At 47.9% G+C, this 19,896-nt stretch carries 13 protein-coding genes; 7 read left to right on the top strand and 6 right to left on the bottom strand.

Annotated elements, in window-relative coordinates:
• Nucleotides 1-654 precede the first annotated feature (654 nt).
• The 6 genes from EPO18_RS08850 to EPO18_RS08875 all read left to right on the top strand — a co-directional run bounded on the left by EPO18_RS08850 (nucleotide 655) and on the right by EPO18_RS08875 (nucleotide 11,731).
• Nucleotides 655-1,338 carry a hypothetical protein gene (locus EPO18_RS08850; protein WP_292432996.1) on the top strand — a complete coding sequence of 228 codons (684 nt, stop codon included), beginning with the start codon at nucleotides 655-657 and terminating at the stop codon, nucleotides 1,336-1,338.
• A gap of 34 nt (nucleotides 1,339-1,372) precedes the next feature.
• Entirely contained in the window at nucleotides 1,373-2,263 is an 891-nt protein-coding gene (locus EPO18_RS08855; protein WP_292432997.1) for a DUF5677 domain-containing protein, read from the top strand.
• Between the two features lie 122 nt (nucleotides 2,264-2,385).
• Nucleotides 2,386-5,484 (top strand): efflux RND transporter permease subunit, encoded by a 3,099-nt coding sequence (locus EPO18_RS08860; RefSeq protein ID WP_292432998.1) that lies wholly within the window; start codon nucleotides 2,386-2,388, stop codon nucleotides 5,482-5,484.
• On the top strand, nucleotides 5,447-6,130 hold the full coding sequence (locus tag EPO18_RS08865) for an esterase/lipase family protein (RefSeq protein ID WP_292432999.1): 684 nt from the start codon (nucleotides 5,447-5,449) through the stop codon (nucleotides 6,128-6,130). Before EPO18_RS08860 ends, EPO18_RS08865 begins: the two co-directional genes overlap by 38 nt.
• A gap of 278 nt (nucleotides 6,131-6,408) precedes the next feature.
• Nucleotides 6,409-9,339 carry a chemotaxis protein CheB gene (locus tag EPO18_RS08870; protein WP_292433000.1) on the top strand — a complete coding sequence of 977 codons (2,931 nt, stop codon included), beginning with the start codon at nucleotides 6,409-6,411 and terminating at the stop codon, nucleotides 9,337-9,339.
• Between the two features lie 172 nt (nucleotides 9,340-9,511).
• Nucleotides 9,512-11,731 carry an EAL domain-containing protein gene (locus EPO18_RS08875; protein WP_292433001.1) on the top strand — a complete coding sequence of 740 codons (2,220 nt, stop codon included), beginning with the start codon at nucleotides 9,512-9,514 and terminating at the stop codon, nucleotides 11,729-11,731.
• Nucleotides 11,732-11,800: 69 nt separating this feature from the next.
• Here EPO18_RS08875 and EPO18_RS08880 read toward each other — a convergent pair whose 3' ends face one another.
• Nucleotides 11,801-12,289, bottom strand: coding sequence for a hypothetical protein (locus tag EPO18_RS08880; RefSeq protein ID WP_292433002.1), 489 nt, complete (start codon nucleotides 12,287-12,289; stop codon nucleotides 11,801-11,803).
• Between the two features lie 390 nt (nucleotides 12,290-12,679).
• On the opposite strand from EPO18_RS08880, the gene leuB reads away from it, so the two are divergent.
• Nucleotides 12,680-13,786, top strand: coding sequence for a 3-isopropylmalate dehydrogenase (leuB, locus tag EPO18_RS08885; RefSeq protein ID WP_292433003.1), 1,107 nt, complete (start codon nucleotides 12,680-12,682; stop codon nucleotides 13,784-13,786).
• Between the two features lie 195 nt (nucleotides 13,787-13,981).
• Here leuB and tpx read toward each other — a convergent pair whose 3' ends face one another.
• From tpx to hisS, 5 genes are all read right to left on the bottom strand, one after another.
• Nucleotides 13,982-14,476, bottom strand: a complete 495-nt coding sequence (gene tpx, locus EPO18_RS08890; protein ID WP_292433004.1) for a thiol peroxidase — start codon at nucleotides 14,474-14,476, stop codon at nucleotides 13,982-13,984.
• A gap of 431 nt (nucleotides 14,477-14,907) precedes the next feature.
• A complete protein-coding gene (gene der, locus EPO18_RS08895; RefSeq protein WP_292433005.1) occupies nucleotides 14,908-16,305 on the bottom strand; it encodes a ribosome biogenesis GTPase Der in 1,398 nt (465 codons plus the stop codon).
• Nucleotides 16,306-16,427: 122 nt separating this feature from the next.
• Nucleotides 16,428-17,687, bottom strand: coding sequence for an outer membrane protein assembly factor BamB (bamB, locus tag EPO18_RS08900; RefSeq protein ID WP_292433006.1), 1,260 nt, complete (start codon nucleotides 17,685-17,687; stop codon nucleotides 16,428-16,430).
• Nucleotides 17,687-18,334, bottom strand: a complete 648-nt coding sequence (locus EPO18_RS08905) for a YfgM family protein (RefSeq protein ID WP_292433007.1) — start codon at nucleotides 18,332-18,334, stop codon at nucleotides 17,687-17,689. Before EPO18_RS08905 ends, bamB begins: the two co-directional genes overlap by 1 nt.
• 109 nt (nucleotides 18,335-18,443) lie before the next feature.
• Nucleotides 18,444-19,718 (bottom strand): histidine--tRNA ligase, encoded by a 1,275-nt coding sequence (gene hisS, locus EPO18_RS08910; RefSeq protein ID WP_292433008.1) that lies wholly within the window; start codon nucleotides 19,716-19,718, stop codon nucleotides 18,444-18,446.
• Nucleotides 19,719-19,896: the final 178 nt, after the last annotated feature.

A 19,896-nucleotide genomic window follows, 5' to 3' on the forward strand; every position in this document is an offset into this window, starting at 1 on the left:
CCTGCACTCCAGCCAACCACGAAGCACATTTTTTCATGCCGTGCTGTTTTGGAGTCCGCTAGCCGCAAGAGCATGAAGTGAATATCTGTTGGAATTGCAATGGTACAATTGAATGGGTTAATGGACCGGTAGAGTGCAAGCTTCGCCTAAAGCACCTACTTTTGGTGCTTGCAAAGCAGGCAAAGCTTGCACTCCAGAAAGGCCAATGCATAGCTCAGAACAAATTTATTGCATTCAGTGCGACAGCAAGGCTTGTCGCAAGAAGCCTATGCTGACTTTATCGAGCTGGTTCCCAATCTCCAGATTGGGAACCCAGAAGGCGAAGCTCCAGCTTCGCGAAACGGGAAGCTGGAGCTTCCGTAACCGAATTCCCAAGCTTGAGCTTGGGAACTAGCGAAGCCACGCGTATTATGTATTCCATAATCTAGTGGTCGCTTTTTTGGCTCTTTATAATATGCTTAGTTATATAGAAGAAAATGAGGATATAGAGAGGCTTTATGAACAAGAACAAAGAAAAATTTATAAAATGGCTGAATTTAATTGAAAGAGAACGTTCAGTTGTTGGGATTTAACTATGTCTAAAGAAATGTTTTTAACTAGGTCCAGCTTTCTGAAGTATTCGTTGTTCCATGCTAACAATGATAAAGGTAAAAAATGATGGACATATTCAATAATCAATGGGTTGTTGGTATCGGAGGTGGTGTTCTTAGCAGCCTGTTAGTTACCGTAATCACAGGAAAATTCTTTGCAAGCAAAGATAATCGAGAGTATTTGCAAAAGGTTAGGCTTGCGAATAACGAAGTCTTATATGCAATAAAACCATTCATTGTTGATGGTGACGTTCCAAGAATAGATGTTATTCAATCTCTTCAAGTAGCTACTGCAAGGAAACATGCTATTGATTTTAATGACATCGCATCCATAACTGAAATAATAGAAAATCTTACTAAGGAAGTTATGGATTCTAGCTTCATTTCTAATATGGCGAAAAATGAATATTGCGAGAAGTTGTTTAAACTTAAACCAAAGGAAGCAAAGTTAGACGAGCTTGAAAAGCATAAGTCTCAGGCTATAGCGGAATACAGACATAGATCATTAAAAGCGTTTAGCATTATATTAGGCGGGTTTTCTGGTCTTCTTACTGCTTATGTCGGCTTTTTAGTATCTTCTGATTCTGTATTGATCTCTAAGTTAGGACTTTTGCTACCATCTTTTCTGGCATTTTTAATGGCCTATTTTGCTATTGCATTTTTAAAAATAGCGAAGGACAAGAAACTTAATACTGGTAAAGAAAACTCTGAGCAGTCTTCTTCAGTTGCCCTTGAGAGCCGCGGCTGAGTCCCTTACATTACTTAACTTGTTAAATTTCCCCATGTCTGAAGAACCTGATCTTGCAACTGATACGAAAAAGGGAGCACAAGCTCTCATAGGGTTTGTCTCTACCGAAGTCCAGTTGCTTATAGCTGGAGATCCATTTATCCGTCAAACCAATATTGATCGGGTGTGCAAGTTACATCCCGTCTACGCGTCAATAATTGAAGACACAATTTCTCTAACTCTGCTTGCTCGAGATTACAGGATTAATAACTCTTACATCATTGTACGGGCTTTACTAGAGCGGCTTGTCAATTTTTGCTATCTACAGTTCTGTGAACAATCCGAATTTGATAGCTACCTAACCTATTCAAAATCAAAAGCAGTACGGCGACTTGATCGTACGATTGAAGGAGGTTCATCGCAAGCTTCGGTTCGCTGGAGCGGTGTTGTTGATTGGGCATCCCACCCAGATCTCAAAGCAGCATATGACAAATTTACTAGCATAAATGGTCGTGAGATAACCCGATGGACTAAGGTTAGCTTGCCTGATCGAGCTGGTCTAGTTGAAAGTAATACCCCTCGTGCTTCACTTTTGCTCCCTCTGCTAATGATTTACTCTGACGCATCCGAGGCACTCCATGGAACACTTTATGGATCCTTATTCCATCTCGGTACATATGATATTGGGACTGTTCCGTATGACCAAGCATCTCTACTCAAGACCACATTCTCGCATTCTTCTGCTCTAGCTCTAATGGCTGGTGGTGCAGTCAACACTCTCATGAGAATGTGCGCCATGATTAGAGTACCATCTTTCGATGACCTTGCAAAGCAATCAACTGAAAATCTCCGTAGTGTATCTACGGCTGTGGGGCTGCTGCCTATGAGAAAATCTAATTCACCGTCCAACCGAGATGCACCGACAAGTGGCGAATCAGTTAGCTAGCCCGTTATTACCGTTCAAAATAAATATACACCGTCAGATTTTGGTTGCGCCGAACATTACAAGATATTTATTTGGTTCGTTATTGACAGAGCCCCAACCTTCCCAATCAAACCCACTAACCCATGCTAGCCACCCTCGTCCGCTTCTCCATCCGTTTCTACGGCATCATCATCGCGCTTGCGCTATTGATCCTGCTCTACGGCAGTTACCGCTTCGCCACCGCCGGTTTGGATATTTTTCCTGAGTTCTCCCCAAAACAGGTCATCATCCAAACCGAATCGCCCGGCCTGTCTTCGGAGCAGGTTGAGGTGCTGGTGACCCAGCAAATCGAAACCTCGATCAGCGGCTTGATCGGCATGAAGTCGGTGCGCTCCGAATCCATCCAGGGGCTGTCGATTATTACCGCGATCTTTGATGAAGACAGCGATGTGTACCGCAATCGCCAGCTGATCAGCGAGCGACTTACCACGCTGGCGGGACAGCTGCCGCTGGGCATTACGCCGGTTGCGATACCGTTGTCTTCGTCTTCTGCGACGGTTCTAACTATCGGTTTAAACAAGGACGACCAAACCGATTTGATGGCTTTGCGAAGTTTGGTCGACTGGACGATAGTGCCGCGCTTGAAAGCTGTTCCGGGGGTTGCCGATGTCAACGTGTTCGGCGGCGATATTCAGCAATTGCAAATCCAGGTCGATCCGTTGCAACTGCATCGCTTTAACCTGACGCTGGAGGACGTTATCCGGGCCGCGTCACAGGCCGGAAACATTCAGGGCGGCGGTTTTATCGAAAACAACAACCAGCGGTTTACGTTGCAGATGACCGGGCAACCGGCCACGCCGGAGCAATTCGGCAAGATTATCGTCAAGCGGGACCAGGGCCGCAATGTGACGCTGGGCGAAGTCACTACAATTCAATATGCGCCGGAACCGCCAATCGGCGCGGCGCAAATTTTGGGCAAGCCCGGCATCGTGATGATGGTGATCGGGCAATACGGGGCCAATACTTTATCGGTGTCCCGGCAGGTCGAGCAAACGCTGCAAGAGTTCGAGCCTATTTTCAAAAAGCAGGCGATTAATTTTTACTCGCACTTGTTCCGGCCTGCCGATTATATCGAGCGCTCGCTGAGCAATTTATCAGGGCATTTGCTGATCGGCGGCTTGTTCGTGCTGATTATCCTGTACCTGTTTTTGTTTAATTTCCGCACTGCGTTTATTTCCGCGCTGGCGATTCCGGTGTCGTTGATCGGCGCGGTGATCGTGCTGCTGGAAAGCGGTGTGAACCTGAATATCATGGTGCTGGGCGGTTTGGCTATAGCGTTGGGTGAGGTGGTTGACGATGCGATTATCGATACCGAAAACATTTTCCGGCGCTTGCGCGAAAACCGGTTGTCAGCCAAGCCGCTGCCGATTGCCGAGGTGGTTTACAGCGCATCGCTGGAAGTGCGAAGCTCCGTAGTTTACGCCAGCTTTATCGTCGCGCTGGTTTTTGTGCCGTTATTGACTTTAAACGGCGTTGCCGGGCGCTTGTTTTCGCCGCTCGGGTATTCTTATATTCTGGCGATTTTAATCTCGCTGTTGGTGGCGCTGACCTTAACGCCGGCGCTGTGTTACGCGTTGCTGGGCAATGCGGTTATCGCCAATGAAGACCCGCCGCTGATCAGGCGCATCAAGCCGTTTTATAAGGATTTGTTAAGCAAGGTTTCGAAGCATTTCAAGCCGGTCATTATCGGCAGCGTTATCGTTTGCCTGTCGGGCTTGCTGGCTTTTTTCAGTCTCGACAGCAAGTTCCTGCCCGAACTGCGGGAAGGCCATTATATCGTCCATACCACCAGCATTCCCGGCACATCGTTGCAGGAATCGATCAGGATCGGCAGTAAACTAACCGAGCAGTTTATGGCGATTCCGGGCATACAATCGGTGTCGCAATGGGCGGGTAGGGCAGAGCGGGGCGCGGATACTTACGGCAGCCATTACAGCGAGTATGAAGTGCGTCTTGAGCCGATGTCAGGATCGGAGCAGCAGGAGATAAAGGACAAGTTGCGGGAAATTCTGGCAGATTTCCCCGGCATTTTATTTGAAGCCAACACCTTTTTAACGGAGCGGGTCGACGAAACCATTTCCGGCTACACCTCGCCAGTGGTGGTTAATATTTACGGCAACGACCTGAATCAATTGGATGCGAAAGCGCAGGCGGTGGCCCAGATTATGCGCGACATAGACGGCGCTACCGATGTGCAGTTACGCTCGCCGCCCGGCACGCCGTTGCTGCAAATCAACTTGAACCTCGATCAGCTCGGCTTCTGGGGCGTGCTGCCCGCCCAGATTGTCGATACCTTGCAGGCTGCTTACGAAACCCGAGTGGTCGGCAAAAACATTCAGGGCAATAAAATCTACAATGTCGCGGTGACCTTGACGCCGGAGCTAAGACAGCAGCCCGAATCGATAGCCAAGCTGCCGATCAGGACACAGGATGGCACGATGCTCCTGCTGGAGCAGGTCGCCGAAATCAGGCATTCGGCCAGCCGCTATAATATCTTGCATCAAGGTTCGCAGCGGCGGCAAACCATCACCGGCAATGTGATCGACAGGGATTTGGATGATTTTATGGCGGAGCTTAAAGCGCGGGTATTACAAGAGATTCCGTTCTCTGCGGATATTTATCCCGAGTTCACCGGCGCTGCAATTGAACAGGCGCAGGCTCGCAAGGAATTGATCCTGCATTCATTGCTGGCCGGGGCCGGGGTGCTGATTTTTATTTATATCGCGATAGGCAGCATACGCCATGTGTTGCTGACTCTTGCCAACCTGCCTTTTGCTCTGATCGGCGGTGTTGCTGCGGTGGTTTTAACCGGCGCAACCTTATCGGTCGGTTCGGTCGTGGGCTTTGTGACGCTGTTCGGCATTACCGTGCGCAACAGCATCATGCTATTGTCGCATTATCGCTATTTGGTCGAAGTCGAACGCAAAAGCTGGAATCTGGACACCGCCGTATTGGGCGCGCAGGAACGCTTGCCGTCGATTTTGATGACGGCGTTGGTCACCGCCTTAGCGATGTTCCCGATTGCGTTTAACAGCGACAATCCGGGGCGTGAAATCATGGGGCCGATGGCGGCGATCATCATCGGCGGCCTAGCCTCTTCGACGTTACTCAATTTACTATTATTACCTGCCATTTTGCTGCGCTATGGAAAATTTAAAAGCCAAACTGAAACCGATAGATAAAGATTCGGAAGCGATTATTCTGCTGCACGGTCTGGCTAGAACCAGCCGCAGCATGAATAAAGCCGCCAAGCTGCTGGCCGTTTATGGCTATTACATCATTAATGTCGACTACCCTTCGCGTAGCGCAAACATCAGCATCTTGGCGCAAAAATACATCGCTCAGGCATTGAAACAATGCGACGCGAAAGGCGTTAAGAAAATCCATTTCCTGACCCATTCGATGGGCGGCATTCTGCTGCGACATTTTTTGGCTAGCCAAGCTATCGATAAGCTGGGCCGAGTGGTGATGCTCGCGCCGCCGAATCAAGGCAGCGAAGTTGTCGATAAACTGGGCGGCTGGAAGCTGTTTTATTATTTAAACGGCCCGGCCGGATTGCAGTTGGGCACTGATAACAACAGCGCGCCGAACCAGCTGGGGCCGGTGAATTTTCAGCTGGGAGTCATTGCCGGGAGTAAAACCATCAACTTTTTGTTGTCAAGGCTGATCCCCGGCGTCAATGACGGCAAAGTGTCGGTGAGCAGGGCGCAGGTAACAGGCATGAAAGATTTCATCGTTATGCCGTATTCGCATCCGTTCATCATGCGGAGCGAGGCTGTCATTGAGCAGGCGCTGCATTTCATTCAGCAGGGCTGTTTCGCAAGATGAGTTATTTTATCATCCCACGTTCTGCCGTATCGCTGAAGCAGTAAGGGGCTTGGAAAAGCTGGGAACGAGAAAGGGGGTGCTAAAGACTTAAATCAGCTTAAGACACTAAGCTGAAATTGGCCGGTTTTTAACAGCTTTCGTAATGTAGGTGTAATATATATTTATCGTATCAGCAACGGCTCCTTTTCTGTTTGAACTGAGAAAGGCGATCCAAAAAATGACACGATAAGCAAAAAGTATAAATAGCCATAAAGCCTAAAGATCACGAGGACTCCTGTATGGACAAATCAACTGATGCCCACGGACCTTTTCCTCTGTACCCTGCGACTACCTCGGAGCACTTTTATGCCGATAGATTATTTCCAATCGTCGGCGTCGGCGCCTCGGCGGGCGGGTTTGAAGCGCTCGAAAATTTTTTCAGCCATGTGCCGGCTAATTTGGGCATCTCTTTTGTCGTCATTCAGCATCTCGACCCCAATCACAAAGGCATGATGCCAGAACTGCTGCAACTCAAAACGGAAATGACGGTATTGCAAGCCCAAAATGGCATGAAAATAAAACCGGGTTGCGTTTATGTAAATCCACCGGATAAAGAACTGTCCCTGCAGCACGGTACGCTATATTTGCTCGATCCGGGTGCACCGCGCGGATTGCGCCGGTCTATCGATACTTTTTTCTGTAGCTTGGCCGAAGACCGGCGCGATCAAAGCATCGGTGTTTTGCTTTCGGGTATGGGGTCGGACGGTACGATGGGCTTGCGCGCTATTAAGGAAAAGTCCGGCCTAGTACTGGTGCAAGATCCAGCCGACGCCAAGTACGACAGTATGCCGCGTAGCGTTATCGATGCCGGGTTAGCCGATATTGTTGGCACGGCGGCAGAATTGCCCGCGCACGTCATTGCTTATCTTCAGCATCCTCCCAAAGATGCATTTCCCTATTCAGAGCCTCTACTGGAAGACAGCTCTCTGAGCGCTCTCGAGAAAATTGCGGTGCTGCTACGCGCTCGATTCGGCAATGATTTTTTGTTGTACAAAAAAAGTACACTATATCGTCGTATTGAGCGTCGCATGAAATTGCATCAGATCGATCATATCGCTGCTTATGTTCGTTATTTGCACGAGAATTCGCAGGAGCTGGATTTATTATTCAAGGAACTGCTGATCGGCGCTACCGGTTTTTTTCGCGATCGGTTGGTATGGAAATACCTAAAAACCGACGCCATACCCGCGCTATTGGCAAACTTCCCGAGCGGCAAGACATTAAGAGCCTGGGTGCCTGCCTGTTCCACCGGTGAGGAAGCCTATGCGTTGGCAATCAGCTTCATCGAAACGATCGAACAAGTCAAGCCTAGCGCCGGCTATTCGCTGCAGATTTTTGCTACCGATCTCAATGCGGATGCAATAGCTCATGCTCGCCAAGGATTTTATTTAGCCCACAGCGTTGCCGATGTTTCGCCGGAGCGTTTGGCGCGCTATTTTAATGCCGAAAGCAACGGTTATCGGATAAAAGATGAAATCCGCGAAATGATCGTTTTCGCATCCCACAACATCATCAATGATCCGCCGTTTACCCGGCTGGATATATTGAGTTGCCGTAACTTGCTCATTTATTTTTCCGCCGATTTGCAAGAAAAACTGTTGCCGCTGTTTCACTATGCGTTAAATCCGCACGGCTTGCTGTTACTGGGATCTGCTGAAAACATCGGCAGCTATAGCTATTTGTTCACACTGTTGAATGCCACGGTACGACTCTACCGGCGTATTGACAACCCTTTGCCGAAGCCCGAAGTGAATTTTCCAAATCAAAATTTTATCGCTACGCCTGCTGTCAGCCACGCCGTTGACGACACGGGTCTACCCGTTAATCTACAGCAATTGATGGATCAATTGCTGCTTGCGCAATATGCTCCGGCAGCGGTGCTGGTTAACGCCGAGGGGGACATCCTTTATTTTAGCGGTCATACCGGCAAATATCTGGAGCCATCTGCCGGTAAAGTCAATCTGAACATCTATGCGATGATGCGGGAGGGCCTGCGCCAGCCGTTGACGGGTTCGATCCGCTTAGCGTTGCAGCGCAAAACAGCGGTATGCTTAAACGATTTGCAAGTGACCGGTGACAGTGGTATGCACACTGTCAATGTGACCGTACAAGCTATCGAACAGGTGCCGGCATTGCGCGGCAAGGTCATCATTGTATTTACCGATATTTCGACGGCACGTACCGCCAAGCGCGCTGACAAGATCCTCAAGCCCGAGGCATTGCAACAGGCCCGGTTGGAAATACAGGCATTGAACGAGGAAATACAGTTTTTGCAGGAAGAACTCAAAGCCGGACTGGAAAAGCGCCAGCTTATAAATCAGGAAATGCTCATTACCAAGGAAGAAATGCAGTCAATGAACGAGGAAATGCTGACTGTGAACACAGAGCTGCAAGTCAAACTGGATGCTTTGTTGTGGGTCAACAATGATATGCAGAACCTGTTTAACAGCACCGAAATTGCTACCGTGTTTCTGAATAATAAATTGTATCTGCGGCGCTTTACCGATCATACCACGCAGATATTCAGACTTCGGCCGCAAGACGAAGGGCGGCCTTTATCCGATATCGTAACCGATCTGGACTATCCGTTATTGCAGCAGGATGCGGCAGAGGTATTACAAACGCTGGTAGTATCGGATAAACAAATTCAGACTCACGATGGGCGCTGGTTTGATGTGCGGATCATGCCTTACCGCACGATGGACAATATAATAGACGGCGTGGTGATTACCTTTGTCGACATCAGTCTTGCCAAAAATCTTGAGCTGGCGCTGAATGAACACGCGATTGTAGCGATTACCGACCGGAAAGGCATTATCACCTATGTGAATGACAAGTTCTGCGCAATTTCCAAGTATTCGCGCGAAGAATTACTTGGACGGGATCACCGCCTCATCAATTCAGGCTATCACGCCAAAGAATTCATGCGCAATCTGTGGCAAACCATTGCACACGGGCGTATCTGGAAGGGAGAAATCCGTAACCGCGCTAAAGACGGTTCCCTCTATTGGGTAGATACTACTATCGTTCCTTTTCTTAATGCGAAAGGCAAACCGTATCAGTACATTGCTATTCGTACAGTAATTACTCAGCATAAGAAGAAAGCCGGGCTGGTACAGCAGAAAAATTTGGATGCAGATAATAATTCCAATTCCGGGATTTATTTGTAGCTTACATGTTGAATCCCAAAGAGCGTGTAACAGCCCAATAATTTTGACAGCTAATGTCAGCAGGATCATAAGAATTATTTAACATTCAGGATCAGTTGTTAATTGCTTGGTGAATCAGTCTATAATATCTTCCAAAATATAAGGATATTCACAATGTACAAAGAGAGAAGGTATGATAAAAAAAATCCAGCAATTTACTGATACCGACAACCTGCGTCGACGTGCCGAACAGCAGCTTATCCAACAGCAGTCAACCGTACCCTGCTTTGAAGTGGATGCGAAAAAACTGCTGCACGAATTACAGGTTCACCGAATTGAACTGGAAATACAGAATGAAGAATTACTTATAGCACAGACAGAAGTGGAAGAGAGTCTGAAACGCTACACTGAGCTCTATGATATGGCGCCGGTCGGCTATCTTACGCTGGGGCGCGATGGAGCTATCCATCAGATCAATCTCAAAGCCGCCAGACAGTTAGGAATATTTCGTGCACAGCTAAAACAGCAACGCTTTTCAGCCTTCATTCGCGCTGATTCACTGCCTGTTTTCAACGATTTCCTGTCCAGCGTATTTGCAGGCAAGGCGGCTCAAAGCTGTGAGTTGCCCCTGCTACCAGCCGACCGGAGCCCAACGCTGATTGTACATATTGAAGCTATAGCCAATGATGACGACCAGACCTGCCGCATGATACTCGTCGACATCACCGAACGCAAAGATAATGAAGAGAAGCTAAAGCTCGCGCATCTGGTTTATCAGGCAATTGGCGAGGCCATCATGGTGGCGGATGCCGACAATCGGATTGTCACTGTCAATCCGGCCTTTACGGAACTGACCGGTTACACGTTGCAGGAAGCCGTCGGCCAATCCACAACGCTGCTCAAGTCAGGGCGCCAAAACGAAGCGTTTTACCGGCTCATGTGGAGTGCGTTGGAAATAACAGGGCACTGGCAGGGTGAAATATGGAATCGGCGTAAAAACGGTGAGATATACCTTGAATGGCTGACGATCAATACCGTTTACGATGACCAAAATAATGTAAGGCACCGGGTCGCATTGTTCTCGGATATTACCGATCAGAAACACGCAGAACAAACCATCTGGCAACAAGCTAACTTCGACTCGTTAACGGGCCTGCCTAATCGTCATATGTTTTATGAGCGTCTGGCGCAGGAGATGAAAAAATCCCAACGAATGGGCTTGCCGCTGGCATTGTTGTTTCTCGATCTCGATCATTTCAAGGATGTTAATGATACGATGGGACACGGCAAAGGCGATCTGCTACTCAAAGAAATGGCGCGACGCCTGCTCAATTGCGTGCGCAATACCGACACCGTGGCGCGTCTGGGCGGCGATGAATTCACTATTATCCTCACGCAATTACACGAGCAAGACAGCATAGAGCGCCTTGCTCAGGACATTCTGTGTCAGCTCGCTAAACCGTTCGATTTAGCAGGCGATTGTGCCTATGTGTCGGTCAGTATCGGTATCACCCTATATCCTGAAGATACCGATGATATCGACACGCTGATAAAAAACGCCGATCAGGCCATGTATGCCGCAAAGGCTCAAGGCCGAAATTGTCACCATTATTTTACCATCTCGATGCAGGAAGCCGCGTTGACCAGAATGCGGTTGATTAACGATTTGCGTAATGCACTTGCCGAATGCCAGTTTTGGCTGGCTTATCAGCCGATTGTGGAATTGACTACAGGCAACATCCGCAAGGCGGAGGCGCTGATTCGTTGGCAGCACCCGACTCGCGGCTTGATTAGTCCGGCTGAATTTATCCCGGTCGCCGAAGCAACCGGTATGATTATTGATATTGGTGAATGGATATTCCGCGAGGCAGCGCAACAAGCAGTACGGTGGTGTACAGAGCATCATGACGACTTCCAGATCAGCATTAATAAATCGCCCGTTCAATTCCAAAAAGAGGGCAACGGCCATCTTGTTTGGTTCGACTATATGCGCGAACTCGGCCTGTCCGGACAAAGCATAGTCGTAGAAATTACCGAAGGATTGCTGATGGATGCCGGAGCTATGATTACCGGTCAATTGTTGGCCTTTCGCGATGCCGGTATTCAAATATCGCTGGATGACTTCGGTACAGGTTACTCTTCATTGTCTTACCTGAAAAAATTCGATATCGACTATCTCAAGATTGACCAATCGTTCACTCGTAACCTCACTCCCAAGGCCAGCGATCTGGCGTTGTGCGAGGCGATAATTGTGATGGCGCATAAATTGGGCATCAAGGTTATCGCAGAAGGCATAGAGACTCGGGAACAGTGCGATTTACTGATTGCAGCAGGTTGTGATTATGGACAAGGTTATCTGTTTTCAAGGCCGGTACCCGCAGATGAATTTAAGAATCTGCTGGTTACAGGTTGAATGGCCGGTTAATGTTGATTGCCTTGTTTTTGATGTGAATAGTAAAAAATCATTTTGTCGGAACAAGTTTTAGCCCTGATTTCTGCTTTGGCTATTTTCGTTATCGGTCGACATTAGCTTAGCTTGAAGAAGCTCAATTGTATTCAATGCCAAATCACGTTCATGTTCGATTTTTTTAAGCCCGTCCTTAGCCATTAAAACATCAAATTCAAGTTTTATCGCACGTCTAAACCATTCATCACCTGATGATTTAAGTATTTTGTTTTTTTGTATTAACTCGAAAATATGTTTGTTTGAGCGATCTAAATGCGTAGCCACGGCTTGTAGTTGGTTTTGAACGGTATGAAGGGATATAACGCATTTTTTTACGCCTTCGCTCATTATCGATTGAGCTTTATTGCTTTGGTTTAATTCATAGGTTTTCTGGTTTAATTCATCTTCAAGCCGTTGTATTTTTTTTATCGCAGCGTCATATTTTTCGCGTACTCCGGCGAATTGTTCATTTATGTCGACTATATCGACCCGAACTTTGCTGTGTTTTTTAGTGAAATTGAACATAAGGAGTATTTATTCTCACAAAGATGAAAATGCATTAACCTCAAAATTCGGTTGGTGTTATACCGGTGTCTGTAGGATAGGGAGTTCGACTTGTTCAATCAATAAGCGTGAATACCTATGAGGTGCGTCCGATTAATTGGAACTTTCAGGCTAGGGCAGTGATTAGTCAACGATTTGGTGGCGAATAATCCAATTGATGTTTGGAATTTAGCTTAAAAATAAGGATAGTTACCACCAACAAGACTTAATCTCTAAGTGACGAGTTTTCCATTTCCATGCTGGAGCGGAGCAATGATACGAATGATGCCCGAGTTTGTTAAAAAATAAAGTAAAATAGCCGATTTTTAAAATCTCACTCTGTAGACATTACGCAGACAGCAAAGGTACATAATGAAGAATTATAAAATCGCAGTGCTAGCCGGTGACGGTATCGGCCCTGAAATCACTCGGGAAGCCATCAAAGTTCTCAAGCTTATCGAAGAGCGCAACGATGTTTCTTTTGAACTGATGCCGGCAGCTTTCGGCGCCTGCGCTTATTTTGAATTCGGCGATGCATTCCCGCAGTCGACCATCGATATTTGCGATCAAGCCGACGCCATTCTTAAAGGCCCGATTGGCTTGAGTCATGAACAATCCAAAACCATTCCGATCGATAAACAGCCCGAACGCGGTGCATTGTTGCCTATGCGTCGCCGTTACAATACTTATGCAAACTTCCGGCCGGTTTTCCTGCCTAAAGCTTTAGCCCATTTCTCGCCGCTAAAACCTGAAATCATCGGCGAAGGGATCGATATGATTATGGTTCGGGAACTGGTCGGCGGCCTGTATTTCGGTAATAAGGAAACCGGTGTTAACGAGAAGGGCTTGCGTTATGTCAAAGAAACCCTGGAATACGATGAACAGCAAATCAGCCGGATTTTGCATCAGGCGTTCAAGCTCGCTCAAAAACGCAAGAAAGTGTTGCACAACATCCATAAAAGCAATGTGCTGAAATCGAGCGTATTGTGGAATGAAATACTGGATGAAGTGGCTAAAGAATATCCTGAAGTGGAGGTCATTCACCAACTGGTCGATTCGGCTGCGACCAACCTGTGCCTGAAGCCTACCCAGTTCGACGTGATGGTCATGGAGAACATGTTCGGCGACATACTCAGCGACCAGGGCGGCGGTATCTTGGGTTCTCTGGGCTTAATGCCTTCCGCCTGTATCGGCGATGAAAAAGCCTACTATGAGCCGTCTCATGGTTCGGCTCCGGACATCGCCGGAAAAAATATCGCGAATCCTTACTCAATGATCGGCTCGGTTGCGATGATGCTGGAAAACAGCTTCGATATGGCCGCAGAAGCGAAGAATGTCTGGGATGCGATGCAAGGCGTGTTTGGCGACGGTTACTCAACGGCCGATTTGTCCAAACCGGGTAGCGGCGTAACCATGATCAGCACCGAGCAGTTCGGCGACAAGGTTGTTGAAAAACTGAGACAGATGCCGAGGGTATAATCGGCTAAGTTAATAACGGCGAATATATAGCCTAAAAATGGGCTTTTTATCCGCCGTTTTTTACTATGAAAAGCGAACAAGGATGTCTCGCTGATTCCCGTCAACTTGGTCTTTCAAGATTGACGGGATTTTCTGATCCGCTTGGCGATGCAGCATGTTTGCGAATCTGTATATCGAACCAATCAAAAAGCCGTTTTATAGTACCGCCAACGCGCTTTCATAATCCGGCTCATTAGCTATTTCACTGACCAGTTGCGTGTAAATCACTTTGTCGTTCTCGTCGATAATGACTACGGCACGTGCAGTCAAACCGCGCAAAAAGGTATCGACGAGAGCTACGCCGTAATCGTTGGCGAAACTGGAACGAAAGGTTGATAGCGGGATGACGTCTTTCAAGCCTTCCGATTCGCAAAAACGGCTTTGTGCAAAAGGCAGGTCGGCTGAAACGGCTAATACAACGGTGTTGTCCAAATGCGATGCTTTCTGGTTGAATTTACGCGTTGACGCGGCGCAGGTTGGGGTATCCAGGCTGGGTACGATATTCAGCACTTTTCTTTTGCCGGCATAGGTTGCCAGGGTCACATCCACTAACTCGCGGCTTGTGAGGGTGAAAGCCGGGGCATCGCTGCCTACTGCGGGTAATTCGCCGGAAGTGTTTAAAGGTTTGCCTTGGAATGTGATTGTAGCCATGATTGTTTCCTGTTGTGTTGATTTAATGACAAAGGTTTGCGAGGACGGGCGTAGGCCGGAATAAGCCGGATTGAGCGGCAGCGAAAACCGGCGTTTCCGGCAAACATCTTCGTAATCGGCCGGAAACGCTACCTCGCGCTACGCTTGGGTAGCCTTATTCCGGCCTACGCCCTGTGAAAGTATTCGTTTTTATAACAAAATGAAGAATTAACCACGAAGGCACGGACGCAGGAGGTAGAGCAATGCATGGAGCAATTGCCGAGAATACGAAGTTTTCAATATATTGAATTAAAAACAATTACTTTCCTTCGTGCCTTCGTGGTGAATAATGCTTTTAAACTGATTTGGATAATGCTTTCACAGTCTCTGGAGCTTGGGAATCAGAGAGCGGTTTTACACCTTTTGCCCTTCGCCTTTTACCTTGTGCCTTATTAATCCCTCTTCTTACTCTTAACCCGTTTCATCAAGCGTTCTTTCTTTTTCACCTGCCATTCGGTCAGCTTGTTCTTTTGCCCGTGGAACGGATTGGCAGCCGACTTGAATACCAAACGTATCGGCGTTCCGACCAAGCCCATTTTGTCGCGGTAATAGTTCATCAAGTAACGCTTGTAAGATTCGGGCAATGCGTCGGTTTGCACGCCGTGAATAACCACGACCGGCGGGTTTCTGCCGCCCTGATGCGCATACTTTAGTTTGATACGACGGCTGTTCACTATCGGCGGTTGATGCGCTGTGGTGGCTTCTTTCAGGATGCGGGTCAGTACCGGCGTGGACATATCTAGCATTGCCGACGCATACAGTTGCTGTACGACATCGAACATTTTACCGACGCCGCTGCCGTGCAGTGCGGAAATCGGGTGTTTTTCCGCAAACTCAAGAAAAGACAGTTTGACGTCGAGTTGCCGATGAATGGTTGCCTTTTGGTCGGCACTGATGCCGTCCCATTTGTTCAAGCCGATAATCAGGGCTCTTCCGGCTTCCAATACTAAACCTAATAAATGCGCATCCTGATCGGTAACGCCTTCCCGCGCGTCAATCAGGTAAATCACGACATTGGCTTTTTCAATTGCCTGCAACGATTTAATAACGCTGAATTTTTCAATGGTTTCGGCGATTTTCGATCTTCTACGCATTCCGGCGGTATCGATCAGGGTGAATTTTTTGCCGTTGCGTTCGAAAGGAATGTAGATGCTGTCGCGCGTGGTGCCCGGCTCATCGAATACGATAACCCTTTCCTCACCCAGCAGGCGGTTAACTAATGTCGATTTGCCGACATTGGGCCTTCCGACCACGGCAATGCCGATGCCGCCGGGTGCCTCTTCGACTTCGCCTTTGTCCGGCGGCAACAGTTGGTTAACTTTTTCCAGTAATTCGGGTATGCCTCTGCCGTGAGAAGCGGCGATCTGCACCGGTTCGCCTAAGGCCAGCGAATAAAAGTCAGATGCGGCAACGTTGGCGTCAATGCCGTCAATCTTGTTGGTGACCAATATGACCGGTTTATTTAACTTTCTCAGCGTATCGGCAATCACTTTGTCGGAAGCGTTCAGTCCCTCGCGAGCGTCAACCATTAAGAGCACGATGTCCGCCTCTTCCAATGCAATTTGTACCTGTTTCCTAGCGAAACTTTCTATGCCTTCAGCGTCATCGGCTATACCGCCGGTATCGACGACCAAGAATGGGCGATCCCCCAGTTTTACCCGGCCGTATTGCCGGTCCCGGGTTAATCCAGAGAAATCCGCAACCAAAGCGTCTCGGCTGCGCGTTAGGTAATTGAATAATGTGGATTTGCCTACATTAGGTCGCCCTACTAAGGCTATTACAGGTAACATATCGACTCGGTAATTAGAAAAATGGAACGCAGATGACGCTGATAGGTATGGTCAAATAAGATTTTTCTGAACACTCTGCGTTAATCATATTCATCTGCGTTCCATTGTATTTAATGGCTTTTTTATCGGACTTTTAAAGCCGCAAGGGTGCCGTCTTTTGCATAAACGTAAACGGTATTATCTACTACGATAGGCTTGGCATCGATCGGGCCGTCGGTTACTTGCACGCGACCCATCTGCCTGCCGTCGGTACTGGACAACCAATGCACGTAGCCTTCAAAATCCCCTGCGACTACATAGTTTTCATAGGCGGCCGGGGCTGTTAATCTTCTTTGATGCAAATCCTTTTGTTTCCACAAGGCTGCGCCGCTACTCTGATCCAGCTGCATGACATGACTTTCCGAATCTGTAAGGTATAAATACCGGTCATCGTTACTCAAACCCGAATGCGATGAAATGGTTTCATTGCGCCACAATACATCGCCATCCGATTCCGAAATAGAGGCTATTCCACCCTGATAGCTGGCAACGTAAATCACGCCGTTAATAACGATAGGATCGACGTCCAGATCAACCAGCCGCTCAATTTCGGAACGGCCTTTGGGTATCGCAATGCTGGTTTCCCAAACATATTTGCCGTCAGCCAGACGCAAGGCCATCATTTTGCCGTTGTCGTAGCCGCCGATCACGTTATCTTCAACAATCAACGGAGAGCCGGTTCCGCGTATGCTTAATGCCGGTACGGTGCGTTCGTAACTCCAGCGTTTGCCGCCGGTCTTTTCATCAAGAGCGATCAAGGCGCCATCCGTAGTGCGAACGATAACAATATCATTGGCGACGACAGGCACCGAAAGTACTTCGCTGGATACTGCGGTTTTCCATAGTACCGCTCCGGTTTCAATGTTTAAGGCAACAACTTCGGCATCGCTGGAACCCAAAATCACAGTGCCGGCGCCAAGCCCCGGACCACCGGAAAAATGCACATCGGTTTCAGCTTCCCAAACCAAATTACCGGTAGTCAGGCTTCTGGCTTGTACCACGCCTTCCCGATCAGCCGCGATTATTTTTCCGCTGCCAATTACCGGGATCAGTTTTAAGGATTGCTCGTCAGCACCTACACCGACCGATTCTTTCCAGATGACTTCGGTTTTAATTTCAGGTGTGTATTCAACCAAGACGCTTGGAGGATCGGCATTGTCTTCACCGCCGAGAAAGTAATCGCTAATGCCGGAAGCGCCTTCGCTAACAGCATCAATAGCCGCGCAGCCTGGCAATAAGGTGATGGCGAAGAAGGCAAAAGGTAAAAGGCAAAAGGCAAAAGGGTTTTTCGCCCTTTGCCTTTCGCCTTTCGCCTGACTTATATAGCTTGAATGGTTGCTCATTATTTTTGAGTTTCTAGCTTTTCTTGAGCGGTTAGGTCATCGATTTTGAACTGTAACAAAGGTGACGGCTGTCCATTTCTCAATGCATTTTGATACGATGTACGCGCCTCATCCAATCGATCCAGGGCTACGTATAAATCGCCCACTAATTCATCATAATTGGCTGAATAGCTTGTCGCTTCTTTTGCATCGACCTCGTTGATTACCTGCAAACCTTGTTCATATTCACCGGTAGCCAGCATTAAGCGCACCAGTCTTATCCTGGCTACATTGCTCAGATGCTTATTAGGCTCTGCCGCAATAGTCTTTAAAATCTGCTTTGCTGCGGCGAAATCGCCTTGTTGAGACTTTAACTTGGCTTCTAATAACGCACTGAATGCCGCATATTCCGTACCGTTAAACTGCTTCTGCATATGTTCGGCCAGCTTTTCTACGCTATCGTTTTTATTTTCGTCCAGCGCTTTCAGTAATTGGCTGTATGTTACGGAAGCTTGCGCTGCCCGCTCTTTTTTATGATCCAGCCAGTAATTCCAGCCCAGAATGATGATAAGACCCACGACCAAACCTACGATTGCGGAGGTTGAGTTTTCTTTCCACCATCTTTTTAAGGCTTCAACCTGTTCTTCTTCTGTTTCGTAAATTTCCACTTGTTTTTTCTCTTGTTTGATGTTTAAAAAAAGGCGAAAGGCGAAAGGCGAAAGGCGAAAGGAGCAATTTTTGCCCTTCGTCTTTTGCCTTTCGCCTTTTAAACCCATGTCATCCGTGTTCTATCAAAAACTTAATCGCCTGCTGTTGAGACATATTTTGCTGTTCTTGCCCGCTGTTACGTAGCGGTTTGACACTGACTTCGCCGCGACTGACTTCATCGTCTCCCAGAATGATCGCAAATTCGGCGCCGCTTTTGTCGGCTTTTTTAAACTGACTTTTAAAACTGCCGCCGCCGCAATTCACCTGTAATTTCAAGCCGGGAATTTCGTTCCTGATGGTTTCGGCAAAGCGCATGCCTTCTTGTTCCGCGGTTTCGCCAACCCGGATCATGAACACATCAACGGGGCTTGCAAGTTGCAGATTATCCAGCGTTTCCATTAAAGCCAATAAGCGTTCCATACCCATCGCAAAACCGACCGCATGATTGGGTTTGCCGCCCAACTGCTCTATCAGCCCGTCATAACGCCCGCCGGCGCAAACAGTGCCCTGCGAACCTAATTCATCGGTGACCCATTCAAAAACGGTCTTGCTGTAATAATCCAAGCCTCGCACCAATCGGGAATTGAGTTCGTAGCCTATGCCCAGATCGTCTAATATCGTAGTTATCGCGTTAAAATGCTGACGGCTTTCATCGTCCAGATAATCCGACAATTCAGGTGCATTGGCAACAACCTCTCTCATCGCCGGATTCTTGGTGTCCAAAATCCGTAGCGGATTGGTCTTTAGCCGACGCAAGCTGTCTTCATCCAATTGGTCCAAATGATCTTGAAAATAGTTGACCAGACTCTCCCGGTAAACGATACGCTCGGCAATCGTGCCTAAAGAATTGAGCTGCAAGCGAACCTTATCGCGGATGCCCAGCTTTTTCCACAACCGGTCCATGATCAGGATCAATTCCGCATCAATATCGGGTCCGGCCATGCCGTAGGTTTCAACGCCCAATTGAATAAACTGGCGATAGCGGCCTTTTTGCGGGCGCTCATGCCTGTACATCGGTCCGTAATACCATAACCGATGCACTTGGTTATGTAACAAGCCATGTTCCAGGCAAGCTCTAAGACAGCCTGCGGTACCTTCGGGACGCAAGGTTAAGGAGTCGCCGTTCCGGTCGTCAAACGTGTACATTTCCTTTTCAACAATATCGGTCACTTCGCCGATAGAGCGTTTAAAAAGCTCGGTTTTTTCGACGATCGGCAGCCGGATTTCACTGTAGCCATAAGCGCCGAGTACGTCTCTGATACACTGCTCCGCATACTGCCAAAGCGGAGTCTGTTCGGGAAGCACATCGTGCATCCCGCGAATTGCTTGAATATTATTTGCCATAGTTTGTAGGGTTGTGCCGGGATAAAAATTGTAACTATTTGGTCATTAAATAGAATGGAACGCTGATGCCGGGGATGGTTATGATCAACACAGATAATCAAAATGGCGACCAACTAACTTTCCATGATAATGCAAAAATCTTATTCAATCATAACCATCTGCGTCATCAGCGTTCCAT

Source organism: Methylobacter sp., from assembly GCF_004322395.1.
GTDB lineage: Bacteria > Pseudomonadota > Gammaproteobacteria > Methylococcales > Methylomonadaceae > Methylobacter_A.

Bases quoted from the DNA above. Each gene is read 5' to 3' on its own strand.
- EPO18_RS08850 (WP_292432996.1), top strand. From the start codon at position 655: ATGATGGACATATTCAATAATCAATGGGTTGTTGGTATCGGAGGTGGT.
- EPO18_RS08855 (WP_292432997.1), top strand. From the start codon at position 1,373: ATGTCTGAAGAACCTGATCTTGCAACTGATACGAAAAAGGGAGCACAA.
- EPO18_RS08860 (WP_292432998.1), top strand. From the start codon at position 2,386: ATGCTAGCCACCCTCGTCCGCTTCTCCATCCGTTTCTACGGCATCATC.
- EPO18_RS08865 (WP_292432999.1), top strand. From the start codon at position 5,447: ATGGAAAATTTAAAAGCCAAACTGAAACCGATAGATAAAGATTCGGAA.
- EPO18_RS08870 (WP_292433000.1), top strand. From the start codon at position 6,409: ATGGACAAATCAACTGATGCCCACGGACCTTTTCCTCTGTACCCTGCG.
- EPO18_RS08875 (WP_292433001.1), top strand. From the start codon at position 9,512: ATGATAAAAAAAATCCAGCAATTTACTGATACCGACAACCTGCGTCGA.
- EPO18_RS08880 (WP_292433002.1), bottom strand. From the start codon at position 12,289: ATGTTCAATTTCACTAAAAAACACAGCAAAGTTCGGGTCGATATAGTC.
- leuB (WP_292433003.1), top strand. From the start codon at position 12,680: ATGAAGAATTATAAAATCGCAGTGCTAGCCGGTGACGGTATCGGCCCT.
- tpx (WP_292433004.1), bottom strand. From the start codon at position 14,476: ATGGCTACAATCACATTCCAAGGCAAACCTTTAAACACTTCCGGCGAA.
- der (WP_292433005.1), bottom strand. From the start codon at position 16,305: ATGTTACCTGTAATAGCCTTAGTAGGGCGACCTAATGTAGGCAAATCC.
- bamB (WP_292433006.1), bottom strand. From the start codon at position 17,687: ATGAGCAACCATTCAAGCTATATAAGTCAGGCGAAAGGCGAAAGGCAA.
- hisS (WP_292433008.1), bottom strand. From the start codon at position 19,718: ATGGCAAATAATATTCAAGCAATTCGCGGGATGCACGATGTGCTTCCC.